At 41.1% G+C, this 17,232-nt stretch carries 16 protein-coding genes; 8 read left to right on the plus strand and 8 right to left on the minus strand.

The features are described 5' to 3' along the window. Positions 1-18 precede the first annotated feature (18 nt). Together NY014_RS11595 and NY014_RS11600 are read left to right on the plus strand one after the other, a co-directional pair. The gene (locus NY014_RS11595) at positions 19-1,245 is read left to right on the plus strand and encodes a Glu/Leu/Phe/Val dehydrogenase dimerization domain-containing protein (RefSeq protein ID WP_259414742.1); all 1,227 of its coding nucleotides are present in this window, start codon (positions 19-21) and stop codon (positions 1,243-1,245) included. A gap of 185 nt (positions 1,246-1,430) precedes the next feature. Further along, positions 1,431-2,969 carry a sodium:proton antiporter gene (locus NY014_RS11600; protein ID WP_259414743.1) on the plus strand — a complete coding sequence of 513 codons (1,539 nt, stop codon included), beginning with the start codon at positions 1,431-1,433 and terminating at the stop codon, positions 2,967-2,969. Here the strand turns inward: NY014_RS11600 and NY014_RS11605 are convergent. Further along, entirely contained in the window at positions 2,946-3,548 is a 603-nt protein-coding gene (locus NY014_RS11605; protein ID WP_259414744.1) for a DNA-3-methyladenine glycosylase I, read from the minus strand. The two genes, NY014_RS11600 and NY014_RS11605, sit on opposite strands and share 24 nt — an antisense overlap. Positions 3,549-3,615: 67 nt before the next feature. Here NY014_RS11605 and alr point away from each other — a divergent pair, with 67 nt between their 5' ends. Then, entirely contained in the window at positions 3,616-4,788 is a 1,173-nt protein-coding gene (alr, locus tag NY014_RS11610) for an alanine racemase (protein WP_259414745.1), read from the plus strand. A 5-nt stretch (positions 4,789-4,793) separates the two neighbouring features. Here alr and NY014_RS11615 read toward each other — a convergent pair whose 3' ends face one another. The 7 genes from NY014_RS11615 to rfbC form a co-directional block, all read right to left on the minus strand. Continuing rightward, positions 4,794-5,531, minus strand: a complete 738-nt coding sequence (locus NY014_RS11615) for a shikimate dehydrogenase family protein (protein WP_259414746.1) — start codon at positions 5,529-5,531, stop codon at positions 4,794-4,796. After that, positions 5,528-6,463, minus strand: a complete 936-nt coding sequence (locus NY014_RS11620; protein WP_259414747.1) for a polyprenyl-phosphate transporter — start codon at positions 6,461-6,463, stop codon at positions 5,528-5,530. The genes NY014_RS11615 and NY014_RS11620 overlap by 4 nt, the downstream gene beginning before the upstream one ends. 55 nt (positions 6,464-6,518) lie before the next feature. Then, complete coding sequence (locus NY014_RS11625) at positions 6,519-7,289, minus strand: phosphosulfolactate synthase (protein ID WP_259414748.1); 771 nt, start codon at positions 7,287-7,289, stop codon at positions 6,519-6,521. 20 nt (positions 7,290-7,309) lie between these two features. Further along, positions 7,310-8,722, minus strand: a complete 1,413-nt coding sequence (locus NY014_RS11630; RefSeq protein ID WP_259414749.1) for a tetratricopeptide repeat protein — start codon at positions 8,720-8,722, stop codon at positions 7,310-7,312. Positions 8,723-8,853: 131 nt separating this feature from the next. Next, positions 8,854-9,807: an NAD-dependent epimerase/dehydratase family protein gene (locus tag NY014_RS11635; RefSeq protein ID WP_259414750.1), complete on the minus strand. Its 954-nt coding sequence runs from the start codon at positions 9,805-9,807 to the stop codon at positions 8,854-8,856. Between the two features lie 10 nt (positions 9,808-9,817). Beyond that, positions 9,818-10,564, minus strand: a complete 747-nt coding sequence (locus NY014_RS11640) for a tyrosine-protein phosphatase (RefSeq protein WP_259414751.1) — start codon at positions 10,562-10,564, stop codon at positions 9,818-9,820. Positions 10,565-10,567: 3 nt separating this feature from the next. Further along, a complete protein-coding gene (gene rfbC, locus NY014_RS11645) occupies positions 10,568-11,122 on the minus strand; it encodes a dTDP-4-dehydrorhamnose 3,5-epimerase (RefSeq protein ID WP_259414752.1) in 555 nt (184 codons plus the stop codon). Positions 11,123-11,293: 171 nt separating this feature from the next. Between rfbC and hflX the strand changes: the two genes are divergently transcribed. From hflX to NY014_RS11670, 5 genes are all read left to right on the plus strand, one after another. Further along, positions 11,294-12,562, plus strand: coding sequence for a GTPase HflX (gene hflX, locus NY014_RS11650; protein ID WP_259414753.1), 1,269 nt, complete (start codon positions 11,294-11,296; stop codon positions 12,560-12,562). A 124-nt stretch (positions 12,563-12,686) separates the two neighbouring features. Next, the gene (locus tag NY014_RS11655; protein ID WP_259414754.1) at positions 12,687-13,067 is read left to right on the plus strand and encodes a response regulator; all 381 of its coding nucleotides are present in this window, start codon (positions 12,687-12,689) and stop codon (positions 13,065-13,067) included. Beyond that, positions 12,994-15,087, plus strand: a complete 2,094-nt coding sequence (locus NY014_RS11660; protein WP_259414755.1) for an LruC domain-containing protein — start codon at positions 12,994-12,996, stop codon at positions 15,085-15,087. The genes NY014_RS11655 and NY014_RS11660 overlap by 74 nt, the downstream gene beginning before the upstream one ends. Before the next feature lie 225 nt (positions 15,088-15,312). Then, positions 15,313-16,074, plus strand: a complete 762-nt coding sequence (locus tag NY014_RS11665) for a sugar transferase (RefSeq protein ID WP_259414756.1) — start codon at positions 15,313-15,315, stop codon at positions 16,072-16,074. Positions 16,075-16,077: 3 nt separating this feature from the next. Continuing rightward, positions 16,078-17,220, plus strand: a complete 1,143-nt coding sequence (locus tag NY014_RS11670) for an acyltransferase family protein (protein ID WP_259414757.1) — start codon at positions 16,078-16,080, stop codon at positions 17,218-17,220. Positions 17,221-17,232 lie beyond the last annotated feature (12 nt).

Here is a 17,232-nt window from a genome sequence, read left to right on the forward strand (position 1 = left end):
ATATAAACCCAAAGAAACATGCAAGAGCTACTTAAAAGGTTTGAAAATAAAAAACCTGAAATCATTTTTGAATGGTCCGACTCAGAATCTGAAGCTGAGGGCTGGGTAGTGATCAATTCCCTTCGAGGAGGGGCTGCTGGAGGAGGAACCCGAATGCGAAAAGGACTTGATAAGCGAGAAGTAGAATCCCTTGCCAAGACCATGGAGGTGAAATTTACAGTTTCCGGTCCAGCCATCGGAGGAGCCAAATCAGGAATCAATTTTGACCCTAATGATCCTAGAAAAGCGGAAGTTTTGGAGCGGTGGTACAAGGCTGTTACTCCATTATTGAAAAATTATTACGGAACGGGTGGAGACCTCAATGTGGATGAAATTCATGAAGTAATTCCTATCACGGAATCTTATGGTATCTGGCATCCGCAAGAAGGTATCGTGAATGGGCATTTTCATGCAACTGAACCCGAAAAAATCCGGAAAATCGGTCAGCTTCGTCAAGGGGTTTCCAAAGTTCTAGAGGATCCAAAATACACACCAAATGGTCCTAAAAAGTACACCGTAGCCGATATGATTACCGGATATGGAGTAGCTGAAGCAGTTCGACATTACTATGAAATCTGGGGTGGAGATATCAAAGGAAAACGTGCTGTCATCCAAGGATGGGGGAATGTAGGCTCAGCTGCTGCTTGCTTTTTGGCGGTGGAAGGCGTGAAAATCGTCGGTATTATTGATAAAAATGGTGGATTGATCAATCCAGATGGGTATACCTTGGATGAGGTTAGAGAATTATTTGTTAACCGAAAAGGCAATCAGCTGGTAGCGGATAATTTGATGTCTTTCGAAGAAATCAATGAAAAAATATGGGATTTGGAGAGTGAAATTTTCATTCCGGCAGCAGCTTCCCGATTGATCACCAAAGACCAATCAGATCGAATGATCAAAGCAGGTTTGGAGGTGATTTCTTGCGGAGCAAATGTTCCTTTCGCCGATCCGGAAATATTCTTCGGACCTATTGCAGCTTGGACAGATGGACAAGTTTCAGTAATTCCTGATTTCATCGCCAACTGTGGCATGGCTAGAGTATTTGCTTATTTAATGAGTGAGAAGGCGGAAGTAACTGATGAGGCGATTTTCTCCGATGTCAGTCAGACAATTGGGAATGCGCTTCGTAAGACATATCAAGAAAACCCAGAAAAAACCAAACTAGCTGAAAGCTCCTTTAAAATAGCTTTGGCTCAACTCGTGTAAAAGTATGCATTCAGAAAGCTCGGTTGGCATTAATTTTTGATTAATTCCGTCGAGCTTTCTCAATTCTGCATTGGGCGAATTCCGGCAAAATCTGTAGCTTAGCAAAGCTCAGGAGGATAGATTAGTCAATAAATATTTTGCTTAATTTTATCCGAAATCGAACGCAGCACACCTAGAAGCAAAAAATGAAGAATTTTATACCAGTAGTCACCCTACTTTTCGGAATATTATTTTTTCAAGGATTCATGGCCGTGGAAAGCTATGCAAAGGAGCCTATTGCCATGGAAATGCTCGCTGACCAAGATCATCAGGAATCTGGTGAGGCGCATCTTTCTCAAGATGCTTCCCATGGAGAAAATGCAGAAGGGGAGCATGGAGGAGATGAAGCTCATCATTCCCCTCCAGGTTGGTTGGTCATTCCATTTGTGGCTTTATTGCTGATGATTGCCACAGGACCACTATTCTATGAGCATTTTTGGCATCACAACTATCCCAAGATCGCCGTAGCCTTAGCCCTGCTCGTGGTTTTGTATTACCTCTTTGTCCTAGATAATGTGCATGGACCAGTTCATGCCCTAGCAGAATATGTGCAGTTTATCGCGCTTTTGGCTTCCCTCTACATTGCTTCAGGGGGGATTCTGATCGAAATTGACAAAAAAGCAACTCCGCTCGCTAATGTGAGTTTGCTATTAATTGGTGCTTTGATTTCCAATTTGATCGGTACGACAGGAGCTTCTATGCTTTTAATTCGTCCTTTTATCAGACTGAACAAAGGAAACATCCAAGCCTATCACATTATCTTCTTCATTTTCATGGTAAGTAATGTGGGTGGTTCTTTGACTCCGATTGGAGATCCACCGCTGTTCCTAGGTTTCTTGAAGGGAATTCCATTCTTCTGGACATTGACTCATAACTGGCCAGCTTGGGTATTTGCTTTACTAATACTTGCTGCAGTCTTTTATTTGATTGATCGTAAGTTTGGTAGAGCTGGAGATGATTCCGAATTGGAGACAGCAACTTATACCAACAAGTTCTCTTTGATTGGTTCCAAAAATTTTGGTTGGTTATTTATTGTCATCTGTTCTGTATTCCTAGATCCAAATGTGATTGAATGGGTTCCAGCAATTGAATATGATGGACAGAAATTTTCCTTCATTCGGGAAATCATCATGCTATCGGTAGCCTTCTTTTCTTACAAGTTTGCAGATCAAAGAGCTATCAAAGGAAATGAATTCAACTTCGAACCAATTCGGGAAGTTGCCTTTATTTTCATTGGAATCTTTGGTACAATGATGCCAGCATTGGAGCTGGTTGGAAATTTTGCCAAGTCTCCAGAAGGAGCAGCTTTGATTACTCACAATACGCTGTACTGGGGAACAGGAACCTTGTCAGGTTTCTTAGATAATGCACCCACATACCTGAACTTCCTAGCTGCTGCGATGGCATCCAAAGGCGCCTCTATCAACAATATTGAGCAAGTCAGACAGTTTGCCGCTGATGGATTCCATGATTCTGCTTTCGAATTGATGGCAATTGCTATTGCATCGGTTTTCTTCGGAGCAATGACCTACATCGGGAATGGTCCAAACTTCATGGTAAAATCCATCGCTGAGCAAAGTGGAATCAAAATGCCGTCCTTCTTTGGATACATCATCCGATTCTCCTTGCCGATATTGCTTCCCTTGCTATTTATCGTTTGGCTAGTCTTTTTTGCTTTCGCCTAATTTCTTGACTGTTTCATATCGGTGACATCCTATCAGATGATCATTCACCAGGCCAGTAGCCTGCATGTGAGCGTAAATGGTTGTGCTTCCCAAAAATTTGAAGCCTCTCTTTTTTAAATCTTTGGCTAAGCGATCAGATTCTGGACTTGTAGCAGGAGCTTCTTTCATGCTTTGGATTTGATTTTGGATCGGCTTTCCACCCACAAATCCCCAGATATAGTTGGAAAAAGAACCGAATTCTTCCTGAATTTCCATAAACCGCTTTGCATTATTGATAGCAGCTCGGATTTTTAAGGCATTTCGAATAATACTAGGTTCCTGCAATAGTTCTTGCACATAGCTTTCAGGAAATTCTGCTACGATTTTGTAGTCTAAATCCGCAAAAGCCTTTCGATAGCCTTCTCGCTTTTTGAGGATAGTCGCCCAACTCAAACCTGCTTGAGCGCTTTCCAAAACCAAAAATTCAAAGTGTACTCGGTCGTCATACACCGGCACGCCCCATTCATCATCATGGTATCTCACGTACTCGTCAAACGATAGGCACCAAGGACATCGAGTTAGGGTTTTTTCAGGATTCATAGGGCTCTGTTTTGAATAAAAGTAGAAAAGGTTTGCGATTTCTTCCTGTTTGCCCTTACTTTTTGACATGCAAAATTTCCCAACGGCTGTCCCAACCTCCCGACTTGAAATCAGTGCTAAGGCCTATCGGCAAAATATCCGCTATATCCGTTCGGAAATAGGCCCCAAACCAACCATTTCTGCGGTTGTTAAAGGGAATGCTTACGGCCATGGAATCGCTCAAATGGTTCAATTAGCTGAAAAATCGGGAGTTCGGCATTTTAGCACCTTTAGTTCGGATGAGGCTTGGATGGTGAAAAGGCATTCTACCAAAAATTCTGAAATCATGATCATGGGAATGCTTTATGAGGAAGAATTGGAGGATTTGATCCGGGCAAATATAAATTTTTATGTTTTTGATTTTCAGCGATTGGAAAAGGCCATAGAAGTTTCCAACCGGATCGGAATTCCTGCTAAAATCCATGTGGAATTAGAGACTGGATTTCACCGGACAGGCTTTGAATGGGAAGATCGAGAAAAGTTGGTGGAGCTGCTGCAAAAGGGAAAAGATCAGGTGATTTTAGAAGGACTTTGTACGCATTATGCAGGAGCTGAAAGCGTCAGCAATTATGTCCGGGTAAAAAATCAGATTTCTGTTTATTATGACTTCAAAAACTATCTCTCAGAGAATAACCTTTTTTTCAACCGCTATCACACTGCTTGTTCGGCCGCTACGTTGATTTTTCCTGAAACCATCATGGACATGGTTCGGATTGGAATTGCGGGCTATGGTTTTTGGCCAACTAAAGAGACCTATTTTGCCAAGCTGAAAGACCTTCCCAAAAACAATAAAAATCCATTGAAGCGATTAATTACTTGGAAAAGCCAGGTAATGAGTTTGAAAAAAGTGGAAATGGGAGAATTTGTGGGTTATGGCAATAGCTTCATGGCCTTAAAGGATATGATGCTGGCCATTGTTCCGGTGGGCTATGGTCATGGCTATAGTCGGCTTTTAAGCAATTCTGGCCAAGTTTTGATTGGTGGGAAATATTGCCAAGTTGTGGGAACAGTTACCATGAACGCCATTGCTGTGGATATTTCTAGCCTGAAAAAGGGCCAAGTTGGAGATGAGGTAGTGATGATCGGTAAGCAGGGAAGACAGGAAATAACAGTAGCCAGTTTCTCTGAATCGACCCAACAAGTCAACTACGAATTACTAACGCGACTACCACGGGATATTCCCCGCAAGATCATCGATTGATACCATTAGGAGTTCCAAATTTTCCAGGCAGCTTCTGCTTGTCTTTCCAGCATTTCCAACCCGTTTTTGGCTTTTCCTCCTCGGTCTAGGCAAGCTTGCATGAGTTTGGTAATACTTGGATTATACACCAAATCATAAACAAGGTTTTTGGAGCTTAGCCTGTCAATAGGGATATCAGGCATGGCATCCGTTTTTGGGAAAGTACCCAAAGGGGTGCAATTAATGATAAGGGGATTTTGTGCCAAAAGATCAGGTTCTTTCTTCAAGTCTTCATAGGAAATAGAGTCTGAAGAAGCTGATCTGGAAACGAAATGAAAGGGTATTTCTAAATCCTCTAGGGCCTTCTTAACAGCTTTTGATGCTCCCCCAGTTCCTAAAATCAAGGCTCCTGAAGGTTTTTCTTCCAGCCATTCTTCTAATGATTCCTTGAAGCCAATGTAATCCGTATTGTAGCCTTTCAGCTTTCCTTTTTTGATTTGGATGCAATTGACAGCACCGATCGCTTCGCAGGCGGGGTCTAATTCATCGAGCATAGGAATCACGGCTTGCTTATGAGGAATGGTGACTGAAAGACCTTCCAATTCTGGGTTTTTCTTTAAAATTTCTGGTAGTTGTTCTGCCTGCTCGATTTCATACATGTCGAAACTACAATCCGGAATCTTTTCCTTTTCGAATTTTTCTGTGAAATACTTTTTGGAAAAAGAATGTCCCAGAGGGAAGCCGATCAAACCAAACTTTCTCATGATTTCTTCCAGATAGCTGCCAAGTAATCAATCCCAAATACCAAGATGATTCCACCTAGGAATCCAGCAATCGCCAAGCTCAAATTCGGTTCTTGTCCCACTCGATCAAGATATTCAGCTGGCCAAAGGTTTTCGGTCAAGAATGGTTTTTCCTCTCCTGAGGAAGAAATGCGGTATTGAGTCACCATTTTCCAAGGCCAAAGTTTGTTGATAGAGCCTAGCATAAAGCCGGAAAGCAATCCAATGGTAGTGGAGTAAAACTTCCGAAGCAACCAAGAAATCAGACGGCTAAAAGATAAAATCCCAACAAGGCAACCCATCGCAAAAACAGCAAGGGTTAAAAAGTCCCGCTCAGAGACAGCATCTAGGATATTTTCATATTTCCCTAAAATCAGAAGAATAAAACTTCCACTGATTCCCGGAAGAATCATGGCACAGATAGCAATAGCACCAGCTACAAAAGTAAACCAGATTGCATCTGGGGAACTAGTAGGAGGGAGTTCAGTTACCCACCATGCGAGAATAGTTCCGATTAAAAGTGCCAGTACAATTCCCAGATGCCATCGCTTGATTTCTTTCAGGATGATAAAAGCACTAACCAATATCAATCCGCAGAAAAAGGACCAAAGGGGAATGGGATGCTCATCCATTAAGTATGTGATTAGCTTGGAAAGGGTGAAAATTGAGGTGAGAATCCCCAAAAGCAAGCTAAGAAGGAAAGTTCCGTTGACGGATTTATAGAATTTTTTCAGTTCCCATTTGAGTAGTAGGGAAAGATTTTCTCTATTGAAAGAATTGATGCTGTCGAGCAATCGCTGATAAATCCCTGTGATTAGAGCAATGGACCCACCGGATACTCCTGGGACGATGTCCGCCGCTCCCATGGCCATTCCTTTTAAATAGGTAAGCAAATATTTTCTAAGAGTTCGCATAGAAAAATAAAGGCTGACCGATTTGATCGACCAGCCTATTCTTTATTGAGAATGATTAAAGTTTGATTTCTCCCAGGAAATGGTCAAATGTATCTCCTCTCAATCCTAGGCGAATTGTTTCCAAAGGAATCACTTCAGAAGGGCTGATATTACCCAAGTTGACATTAGCGCCTAGGAGTTTGATAAACCAAACCTGCTGGGATTTAATAGGAGCTTCCCAGATGATTTTTTCTTCAGGAATTTGAGTTAGGATCTCCTCAACCAATCCTTGCCGAACTTCCCCTGAATCACGGAACAAACCTACATTTCCTCCTTCACGAGCTTCTCCGATCACCTTCCAAGCACCTGCATCCAATTCGGTCTGCATTTGCTCGATCCATTTGTAAGGAGGGATGATTTTCGCAGCATCCTTAGAACCTACTTCAGAAAGAACCGTCACCTGTTTGGAAAGTGTAGAAATGTACTCACACTTTTTATCATGGTTAAGGGAGATGGATCCGTCAGAAACTTCACAATGCTCGAGGTTGTATTTATCCAAAACCCTTCGGTAATCCTCAAATTGATCCCGAACGATAAAAGCCTCAAAGAGGGTTCCACCGAAATAAACAGGAACTCCTGCATCGCGATATATCTGGATTTTTTCTTTAAGATTTTTGGTCACGTAGGAGGTCGCCCAACCTAACTTGACGATATCTACATAATCTGAGCAGCAACTCATAAAATCCTCAACTGCTCGCAGGCTAAGACCTTTGTCCATGGCCATAGTAAATCCCGATACACGTGGCTTTTCAGTCCGTACCGGAAGATTCTTTAGCACATAATTCATTGATTGAAAGTTTAAAATGATTAGCTAGGGTTGTCTTCTTTATACTGGGCAATGAGTTTGTAGATGGCCTTTTGTTGCTTGAGTTCAGGCATTAATTCATACAAAATCGTATGCCGGTCAAAGTCCAAAGTTAAAGCATTTTCCAAATATGAAAACGCTTCTTTGTATTTACCCATTTTAATCAGATAAACGACCAAGCGATAATACAATTCAGCTGATTCCGGAAGTTCCTCGATTCCCTCTCGAATAACATCGATAGCTTCCTCAAATCGGTTTTGGTCAAAATAGATAACGGATAGATTAACATAGGTCTCCATTATCCCCGGTTCGAGGTTGATGGCTTCTTCGTAGGCCTCTGAACTTGCCTGAAGATTTCCCAAGTTAAATTCGGCATCAGCCAGGCCCACCCAATAATTCGGGTTTTCTTTACTGAGGTTGAGAGCTTTTTTGAAATAGTGAATTGCTTCAAAAAACTTTTCCTTTTTCAGCATGCACATTCCCAATCCAAACCAGGCATCATCGTATTCTTCATCCAGTTTGGCTGACTTTTTAAAATACTTGAATGCCTCGTCGATTTGCCCCAACTTTTCATATGCAGCACCCAAATAGCAGCAATTTTCTGCATTGGCACCTTCGCAATTGATGGTATTTTGGTAAGCTTCACGGGCTTGTTCATACTGTCCCGTGTTCATTAGGGCATTTCCCAAATTGAAATAAGCAGATGCAAATGCGTCGTCTATTAGAAGGGCGTAATCATAGGCTTTGATAGCTTCTTCAAATCTTCCAAGTCTATTGTAAACGACTCCCAGATTGTACCAAGCTCCTGCTGAATAGGGATCTTGATCGATGAATTCCTGATAAAAGTGAAGAATTTCATCAAAAGATCCTTCCTCTTCGGTAATCATCGCCAACTGAAAAAGGGCATCCTCATGATTGATGCGGATTTTTACAGCTTCTTTGAAATAGTCGCTTGCCTTTTTGTTGTCGCCTTTGGCACGGTAGAGATTGCCTAAGGAATAAAAAACTTCCGCCTTGTCCTCTGCAAGTGGAAGAAATCGCTCCAATAGATCAATTCCTTCTTGAGGATTCCCGGCAATAATATGGGCATTCGCCAAGGCTAGAACAACCTCTTCATTATTCGGGGAAATGTTATTGATGTTTTCCAAGAGCGAAAGCCCTTCCTCAACTTCATCCATAAAGATGAGACTTTGGGCTTTGAGCAGCTTGATTTCCATCGAGAAAGGGAATTTTTCCAATGCAAATTCGGAAGCTTTGAGAGCTTTCATGAATCGCTGTTGGTCAAAATAAAACCGGATGATGTCTTCCAGTTCTTCCTCGTCAAAATATAGGTCCAGGTTTGATTTTAGGGATTTTTCAAAGCGTTCGACAAGTTTTCTGTCGTTTTCCCAATCATGATCGTGATCTCCGGTCATTCGTATCGCATAAGGTTTTTATAAGTTACCAAAATAATTGGTCACTCAATACACTGAATTGTGAATTTTTTTGGTCAAAAATTTAGGCTATTGAGGGCAGTGATGGATAACGGCCAAATCCGAAAATAAGTTTATTTGGCCCAGTTAAATGTTTCTAAGAGTGGCCTGAATTCATAATCCAGTACTTTTTTGACTTTGCTGTTGTCAAAATTCACCTTTGATTGCGAAATCCGAGCAGTGCTTCGGTTTAATGGAATTTTGGATGCCCCCATCCATCGAGCAATTCCTGAATACCACACGGCTAGATTTAGTAGGAAAGGAGTAACAGGCTTTTGTGGCCCTTTTTTTCCAAAAGATGTAGCCATTTGGTTGAAAAATTCTTTGTAGGAAATACTCTCGGAATTCAGGATAAATCGCTCACCCCAAGCTTCTTTTTCAACTACCAGGCGAGTGACTTTTGCAGCATCCCGTGCATCGATATAATTAACGTCTCCTTTTGGATAATAGCTTTTTTCCTCCAAAACATAACTGTAAATCGAGGTACTGCTCCGATCATCGGAGATTTTGCCGAGAATAATGGACGGATTGACTACAATGACATCCAATCCTTCCTGTTCTCCTCGCCAAACTTCCAATTCACCCTCGTACTTTGAGCGGGCATAGTCTGTGAGGAGAGGAGATTCCGTCCATTTGAATTTTTCATCGATATTGGTGATCTCTGTAGACCTTCCAATGGCAGCTACCGATGAAACATGGATCAGCTTTTTGACTCCTTTTTCCAACATGGCATTCACCAAGTTTCGAGTGCCTTTGACATTGGTTTTATAAAGTAGATCCGAATCAGAAGGAGAAAAAGAAACCAATCCAGCAGCATGAATCACCAAATCCACATCTTCTAAGGCCGATTCCAGTTGGGAAGGATCTCTCAAATCCGCTTCTCTCCAGGTAATATCCAAGTTCTTCTCATCCAAAAGTCTGGTGGAGGAATTGGCCCTTCGGATACCAAAGATTTTCCCTAGCGTAGCGAATTCAGCAGCTAAGTAACTTCCAAAAAGACCTGTAATTCCGGTGATCAGAATGTTCATGGAGAAATGATCAAAGTGTGGTGTTTAGCCAATCCATTTCCTTGATTTTAGGATAAAATTTGGCAGCCGATAGAGTCTTGAGCATTTCCAAGTAGCGGGCATTGTGGCAATCAGAACCCAAAAACCTGACATTCCCCGTATCGATCAGATATTCTGCAAAATCCTTGACTGGCTTAGAATAAAACCCAGTTAGGGACAGCATGTTTACCTGAAGTAAAATTCCTCGATCCAGGATTTCCTGTTGAAGGTTTTTATCCGCTAATAAATATTGATAGCGCTCGGGGTGTGCAAAAACCGGTTTGTAGCCGGCCATTTCCAGTTGAAAAAATGATTCCAGCAACATCTGAGGCTTATTGATAAAGCCTGTTTCTACTAGAATATAATTGTCTCCAAATGTCAGTAGTGTTTCTCCAGATTTAACTTTTTCCAGGAAAATTTCATCCAGATAATATTCAGCAGCAGCCTCGATTTCGATGGAGATTCCTTCTTGACTAACAGCCTTGCGAAGATCTTCAAGCCCCATCTGAATGATTTCGGGAGTATTCCGATAGTATTCGGACATGACGTGCGGAGTGGTCACCAGTTTTTTAAGACCCAGTTCCGACATTTCCCGAATCAGCGAGATAGATTCCTCCATTGTTTTGGATCCATCATCTATTCCAGGAATCAGGTGGGAATGCATATCTGCTTTCAACCAACTTAGGTCCAGGTCTTCAACTTCTACAGGTTTTCGCTTGAAAATATCGAGTAGTCCCACGACTTAAAATCCTCCTTCGCTTTCTGATGTAAATGCGGCCAAAGTTGGCCATTTTTGATCTTTTTCGGAAATAATCGGGTCATCTACCATCCAATCAATCTGAAGTTCAGGATCATTCCAGCTAATTCCTCCTTCACTTGGGTAATTATAATATTCAGAGCACTTGTACAGAAAAACCGCGTCTTCCAATACCGAAAATCCATGAGCAAACCCAGCAGGAACGTATAGTAAGTTGTGCTGATCGGCATCTAACACGACCGAATGAGATTGTCCATATGTAGGCGAACCTTTTCGGAGATCGACCACAACATCTAAAACTTTTCCCTGAATCACTCGAACCAATTTAGCTTGAGCGTGTGGTGGTCGCTGATAATGCAGCCCGCGAATAGTTCCTTTTACCGAAAAAGACTGATTGTCCTGTTTCCAATGAATATCAATCCCTAACTCCTGAAACCAGTCCTGCCGAAAGGATTCAAAGAAATAACCCCGCTCATCTCGAAAGACTTTAGGATAAATTTCTACGACACCTTGGAGCTTACTTTTTCGAAATTCTGGCATAGTTGAAGGATTATTGGTCAAAATAAATATTCCCTGATAGAGTATCCTAATCAATTTCATGGAATTATCACGACCTTTGTCATGAAAGCATGAATTTTTCAGGAAGTCTAATCGGGTTCCGGGTGAACTAAAGATAGAAGGTTCTGCTTATCTATCTAAGAAAATACAAGAATGAGTAAATATTCCAGAAAACTCCAAAAATTAATTGATACAGCTCCCAAGCAAGAGAAGGCCGTTTTGGTTTCCTTGATCCGTCAAAACCAATCTGACCAGGAAGTGGAGGAACATTTGGAGGAGTTGGCATTTTTGACTGAGACACTTGGTGTAAAAGCTGTCTATCGCTTTACCCAACGTATGGAAAAGCCGGATATCCGAACTTTCATTGGGAAGGGAAAATTGGAGGAAGTGGCTGCTTATATCACCCACTTTGGAGTAGATATGGTCATTTTTGATGATGATTTGAGTCCTTCTCAAATGAAAAATCTTGAGAATGAACTGAAGGTGAAAGTCTATGACCGCTCCTTACTAATTTTGGATATTTTCTTAAAAAGAGCTCAAACGGCTCAGGCCAAAACGCAGGTAGAATTAGCTCGCTATCAATATCTGCTCCCACGATTGACCCGGATGTGGACTCACTTAGAGCGTCAGCGAGGGGGAACATCTACTCGAGGTGGTGCAGGTGAAAAGGAAATTGAAACGGATAAGCGAGACATCCGAAATAAGATTTCCCTGCTCAAAGGCAAGTTGAAGCAAATCGAAAAGCAAGGTGTTACCCAACGGAAAGGCCGAAAAGGAATCGTTCGGGTAGCTTTGGTTGGTTATACCAATGTGGGGAAAAGTACCCTCATGAATTTGATCACTAAAACTGATATTCTTGCTGAAAACAAACTTTTTGCTACGGTCGATGCAACTGTCCGAAAGGTGGTGTTGGATCAGATTCCTTTCCTGCTTTCAGACACAGTTGGATTTATCCGGAAATTGCCCACTCACTTGATTGAGTCTTTCAAATCCACCTTGGATGAGATTCGAGAAGCGGATTTATTGGTGCATGTGGTAGATATTTCCCACCCTAATTTTGAAGATCATATCGCTGTAGTCAATCAGACCCTCCGGGAAATAAATGCTGGTGATAAGCCCATTTTATTGGTTTTCAATAAAATCGATTTGGTACAAACCATGCCTTCGGAAGAAGAAATTATGGAAATGTCCGAAATGGATCGAGAAGAAGCGGATTTTAAGGATTTCAATGCTTTATCAGAAGCATACAAGAAAAAGACAGGGATTGAGCCGGTATTCATGGCAGCAGGAACAGGAGAGCATGTGGAAGAATTCCGCAAGCGACTAACTGAAGAGGTCAAAAAGATTCACCAAAAAATATATCCTCACTATCTGGAGGATCAAACAGTTGTCTGGGAAGAGAATCAAAATTCAGAAAGTTGAATTTCTTAATTCATTCATCGAAGAATTCGGTCCAATGATCGAGAGTATTTGATTATCTATCTTTTTCAAATTTTTAGGGAATGGGCTTGAGATACTTTTGGGAAACTAAAAACCAAAAGATCTCATGAAAACTGTTCTAATTATCGAAAAGCATCAGTTTATGCGGCTTTTCCTATTGAATTTTCTAAGTAAAAACTATGTAGTATTCGCCGTTGATTCCCTAGAAGAAGCAAGAGCTTGGCTAAATGAAAATAGCGCTGACCTGATTCTTGCAGACTTTTCATCTTCAGGAAATATTCAAGCCATAAAAAATCAACCTTCTATTCAGTCCATTCCTTGGCTTGTATTGACAGATCAGGATAAAAGTCAAGAAAGGATTCAAGCATTTCAGATGGGGGCTAAAGATTGTATCAGTAAACCATTTAACCCTATTGAGCTTCAATTCCGGATTCAATCCAATTTACCACAGTATTCCTTGGGAAGCACCTTATCCTCAGTTGCATAATCAGATGTATCGCTTCTTTATTATCCTCGTATTAGTCCTGGCATCCTGTGTTAGAGTTCCAGATTTTGAACCTACTCCGGCAGTTGAGAAAATCAATGAATATGGAACATTTAACTTTTCTACTGTCAATGAAAATCTGATTGACTTTAAGTTTTCTGATGCGAAAGATAACCCACTGGCCGGTCTCAAATTCGAGTTGATTCATCCGGAAAGTGGTGTGATTTTATTGAAAGGGCTGACAGATGCTTCTGGAGTATATAAGCAAAAACACTCCTTGCCTATCTACCTTGATCAGGTGATAATCGAAGCTCATTTTATAGGAATTCCAAACAGGATTTTGGTTCCTGTCCGACTTGGTAACGTCACATTTAACTATCGAGGAGCATGTGATCCAAACGAGGTGATTTCGTATGAAATAGATCCCAATGCGCTTACTTCAGATACCGGTGCCCGATTATCAGTTGTTAATTTAGATTATGCGGCCACTTATAATTCATCAGGAGTTCCAGCCAATTTGGAAGCGCAGCGGGATTATATCTCCTCTACCTTGTTGAATTACATAAATGCCTCTTTGCCGGAGAGTCAGCCTGTGCCTACTTATCATCCCACTTATTTAGCTGAGGGAAAAAAGACCACACTAGATGTAATAGAAGAAGCAGATGTTTGGGTCACTTTTGTCCATGAGGGAGCAGGTTGGAGAAATTCTATTGGATATTACCTCTATCCTACCAATCAACCTCCCACATCCATTGATCAAATTGAAAAGGTGACAGTAATCTTTCCAAACTTGTCAATGGTAGGAAGTGGGGGAGCTCTTCGATCCGGGGATAAGATAAAACTGGGGAGGTTTCCAGCTGGGATGACAATTGGGTTGGTACTATTTGCGAATGGTTGGTCAGGTAGTAGAGTGGAGAATTTTTATTACCCTGTTTTTGCTGATAAAAATCTCAACCCTGAAGCTTCTCCTTCGCTGAAACAACACAACGTATTGCTTTGGGATGAGGAAAATAAACTCTTCTTGCTTGGCTTTGAAGATGTCCGAAGAGATAATGCTGGCTGTGATCAGGATTTTAACGATGCAATTTTATTTGTATCCAGCAATCCCGTGAGAGCTATCAGCAACCAAGAAGTGAGTCCCATTGATAGGCCAGGGACTTTGGATCAGGATGGGGATGGAATCAATGATATTTTTGATGAATATCCATATGATCCTTCCAAAGCCTATGATAGTTATTATCCTTCCGCATCTACCTATGGAAGCTTTGCTTTCGAAGATAATTGGCCGGAAATGGGAGATTATGACTTCAATGATCTGGTGGTAGATTATCAAATCAAGCAGGTCCTGAATAGCTCCAATCAGGTGACTTCCTTGGAACCAAAGTTTAAATTCCGAGCTGCAGGTGCAGGATTTAGAAACGGGTTTGGATTTCAGTTGAACGTACCATCTTCATCGGTATTTTCGGTTGATGGTTCAGTGGTAAATGAAAGATTTATCACAAAAAACGGCAACGGAACCGAAGCTGGTCAAAGCAAAGCCGTCATTATTGTCACGGATAATGTTCATTTCTTGATGAATCAAACTGGATTTATCAATACCCAAGACTCAGATGGGACTGTAAACCCAAAAGAAGTCTCGCTTGAGATTAGGTTCAACAGTCCCAAAACGGTAGCTGAATTGGGAAATGCTCCTTATAACCCCTTCCTTATTGTGAACCAAAATAGGGGTAGAGAAATCCATCTTCCCAGCTATTCCCCTACAGATTTGGCAGACTTACAATATTTTGGGATCTCTGATGATGCAAGTATTCCTGGTCAGCCAAGTTCTTTTTACAAATCAAAAACTGCTCTTCCTTGGGCGATACATCTTCCTGAATCATTTGATTATCCAAAGGAAAAGCAAGATGTCCGGAGAGCCCATTTGATGTTTGATCCTTGGGCAAAAAGTAATGGGTACTCCTATATGGATTGGTTTAGAGGTCAAACAGGGTATAGGGATGAGCAAAAGCTTTATCTGAAATAAACGGGATAGATTTAACATTATAAATGCAAACCGGCTTAAGCCTTTACAAAGGTTCGAGCCGGTTTATTTTTTTCCTGTCTAGCTCCTTAGATAAAGTGCTTTTTGGCTATTCCAAACTTGATCGAAGCAAAAGCACCAATCATCGAAAATGCACTACCATTCACCGTATTGGCTGATTTAAGGGGTTGGGCTGTCGTAAATTTGACTTATTAAAAGCTTCAAATTATGAAAAGTACAAATCGAATTCCCCTTGCAAAGAGAGCCTTTGATATTCTAGTTTCTTCATTGTTGTTGATAGTGCTAGCGCCTCTTTTTCTACTGGTTGCTATCCTCATCAAATTAGAATCTAAAGGACCTGTGTTCTATTATTCATACCGGGTTGGGATGAATTACAGAATATTCAAATTCTACAAGTTTAGATCGATGCGAACTGATGCAGATCAGCTCTTAGATCAGTTGAAACATTTGAATGCCTATCACCAAGCCAATGAAAAGAAATCAAATTTAATTCCTTTCGATAGGGAAAGAATTTTACTTGCCGGTAAGGAAAATTTAAGGATAGGTTCAGAAGGCTTAATCCGTGAGGAGGTTTATGAGTCAGATAAAAACCAATCTTCTCAAGGAGCTTTTGTTAAGCTGCAAAATGACCCTCGGATTACCCGGATTGGTAGACTTATACGAAATAGCAGTATCGATGAATTACCGCAACTAATCAATATTCTGATTGGTGATATGTCACTGGTTGGTAATCGACCTCTTCCACTCTATGAAGCGGAGCAACTAACTTCAGATGAGGCTATTGGTAGATTTTTGGGTCCGGCAGGACTTACTGGTCTTTGGCAAGTGACCGAAAGAGGAAAAAAATCAATTGGGAAGAATTCGAGATGTCAATTGGACATAGAGTACGCCCAAAAACACAATTTCTGGCTAGATATGAAAATCCTACTAAAAACTCCAGTAGCAGCCTTTCAACATGAAAATGTCTAGGCCATGATTTTATCTACACTAAGTCAAAAACTTATCCGAAAGCCTCATTCCGGGAAATTCCTCCCGGTTTTAGATGGGTTGAGATTTTTAGCTATTGTACCTGTCATCCTTCAACATGCCAACGAACGTCTTTTTAAATATGGGAAGGTAGGCGAATTGACTGCTTGGGAGGAAATGCTTTCATTTTTGATCTCAAGAGGTACCATTGGGGTATTTCTGTTTTTCGCCATCAGCGGTTTCATCCTCAGCTTGCCATTTGCGAAAAACAGGGAGAGAGAATCCTATGGAAGCTATTTCAAACGTAGGCTAATTCGGATCGAGCCTCCTTTTCTTCTTTGGATGAGTATATTTGCCATCATTTTATTGATTAAAGGAGATTATCCGGGCAAGGAATTGATAGGTCATTTCTTTGCTACTATTACTTACTCGCATCAGCTTTTTTATGGAGATTACTCTATTATTAATCCAGTAGCCTGGTCTCTAGAAGTTGAGATCCAGTATTATCTCATTGCCCCTTTTCTTGCCAAATTCTATTTTGATATCCGAAACCTAACCGTAAGAAGGGTTGGGCTTGTTTATGTAATATTTTCTTTCCTTCTCTTCCAACATGGGATGGGTTGGCATTTGATGCCCTTCAAAGCTTCAATTTTAGGCCAACTTCAACACTTCCTTGTAGGGATGCTAGCAGCAGATTTTTATACAAAGCCTGCTATTAAAAGCAAATCAGTGCTTTGGGATTTGTTTTTCCCTTTTTTGGCATTGATGATGGCTTTTACATGGACGGAGGAATTATGGAAAACACTCTTTTTTGAGTTAGGCTTATTGGGAGTCTTCTTTTCAGCTTTTTATGGAAAAATACTACCCAAATTTCTTTCTCTTACCTGGGTAGTAATCATCGGAGGTATGTGCTATACCCTTTACTTGATACACCTTCCTTTGCTGGAAGGCTTTTATTTGTTCGTCGGGAAATTCGGTCATTGGTCTGACTATTTCGGTCAGTTATCGATAAGTCTGATGATAGCCCTTCCTATGATTTTTCTTTGTGGTGTAATCGCTTACAGATGGATTGAGCAGCCTTTCATGGTCAAAGCAGAAGGCAAATCAAAAAGTAGCATCACCAGGGCAACTGCGGTGATTTCCGAGTAAGCCTAATTCAAA

The sequence above is a fragment of the Algoriphagus limi genome (assembly GCF_024919275.1).
GTDB classification, from domain to species: Bacteria; Bacteroidota; Bacteroidia; order Cytophagales; family Cyclobacteriaceae; genus Algoriphagus; species Algoriphagus limi.

Coding starts and splice junctions, on each gene's coding strand:
- NY014_RS11595 (WP_259414742.1), top strand. CDS start 19: ATGCAAGAGCTACTTAAAAGGTTTGAAAATAAAAAACCTGAAATCATT.
- NY014_RS11600 (WP_259414743.1), top strand. CDS start 1,431: ATGAAGAATTTTATACCAGTAGTCACCCTACTTTTCGGAATATTATTT.
- NY014_RS11605 (WP_259414744.1), bottom strand. CDS start 3,548: ATGAATCCTGAAAAAACCCTAACTCGATGTCCTTGGTGCCTATCGTTT.
- alr (WP_259414745.1), top strand. CDS start 3,616: ATGCAAAATTTCCCAACGGCTGTCCCAACCTCCCGACTTGAAATCAGT.
- NY014_RS11615 (WP_259414746.1), bottom strand. CDS start 5,531: ATGAGAAAGTTTGGTTTGATCGGCTTCCCTCTGGGACATTCTTTTTCC.
- NY014_RS11620 (WP_259414747.1), bottom strand. CDS start 6,463: ATGCGAACTCTTAGAAAATATTTGCTTACCTATTTAAAAGGAATGGCC.
- NY014_RS11625 (WP_259414748.1), bottom strand. CDS start 7,289: ATGAATTATGTGCTAAAGAATCTTCCGGTACGGACTGAAAAGCCACGT.
- NY014_RS11630 (WP_259414749.1), bottom strand. CDS start 8,722: ATGACCGGAGATCACGATCATGATTGGGAAAACGACAGAAAACTTGTC.
- NY014_RS11635 (WP_259414750.1), bottom strand. CDS start 9,807: ATGAACATTCTGATCACCGGAATTACAGGTCTTTTTGGAAGTTACTTA.
- rfbC (WP_259414752.1), bottom strand. CDS start 11,122: ATGCCAGAATTTCGAAAAAGTAAGCTCCAAGGTGTCGTAGAAATTTAT.
- hflX (WP_259414753.1), top strand. CDS start 11,294: ATGAGTAAATATTCCAGAAAACTCCAAAAATTAATTGATACAGCTCCC.
- NY014_RS11655 (WP_259414754.1), top strand. CDS start 12,687: ATGAAAACTGTTCTAATTATCGAAAAGCATCAGTTTATGCGGCTTTTC.
- NY014_RS11665 (WP_259414756.1), top strand. CDS start 15,313: ATGAAAAGTACAAATCGAATTCCCCTTGCAAAGAGAGCCTTTGATATT.
- NY014_RS11670 (WP_259414757.1), top strand. CDS start 16,078: ATGATTTTATCTACACTAAGTCAAAAACTTATCCGAAAGCCTCATTCC.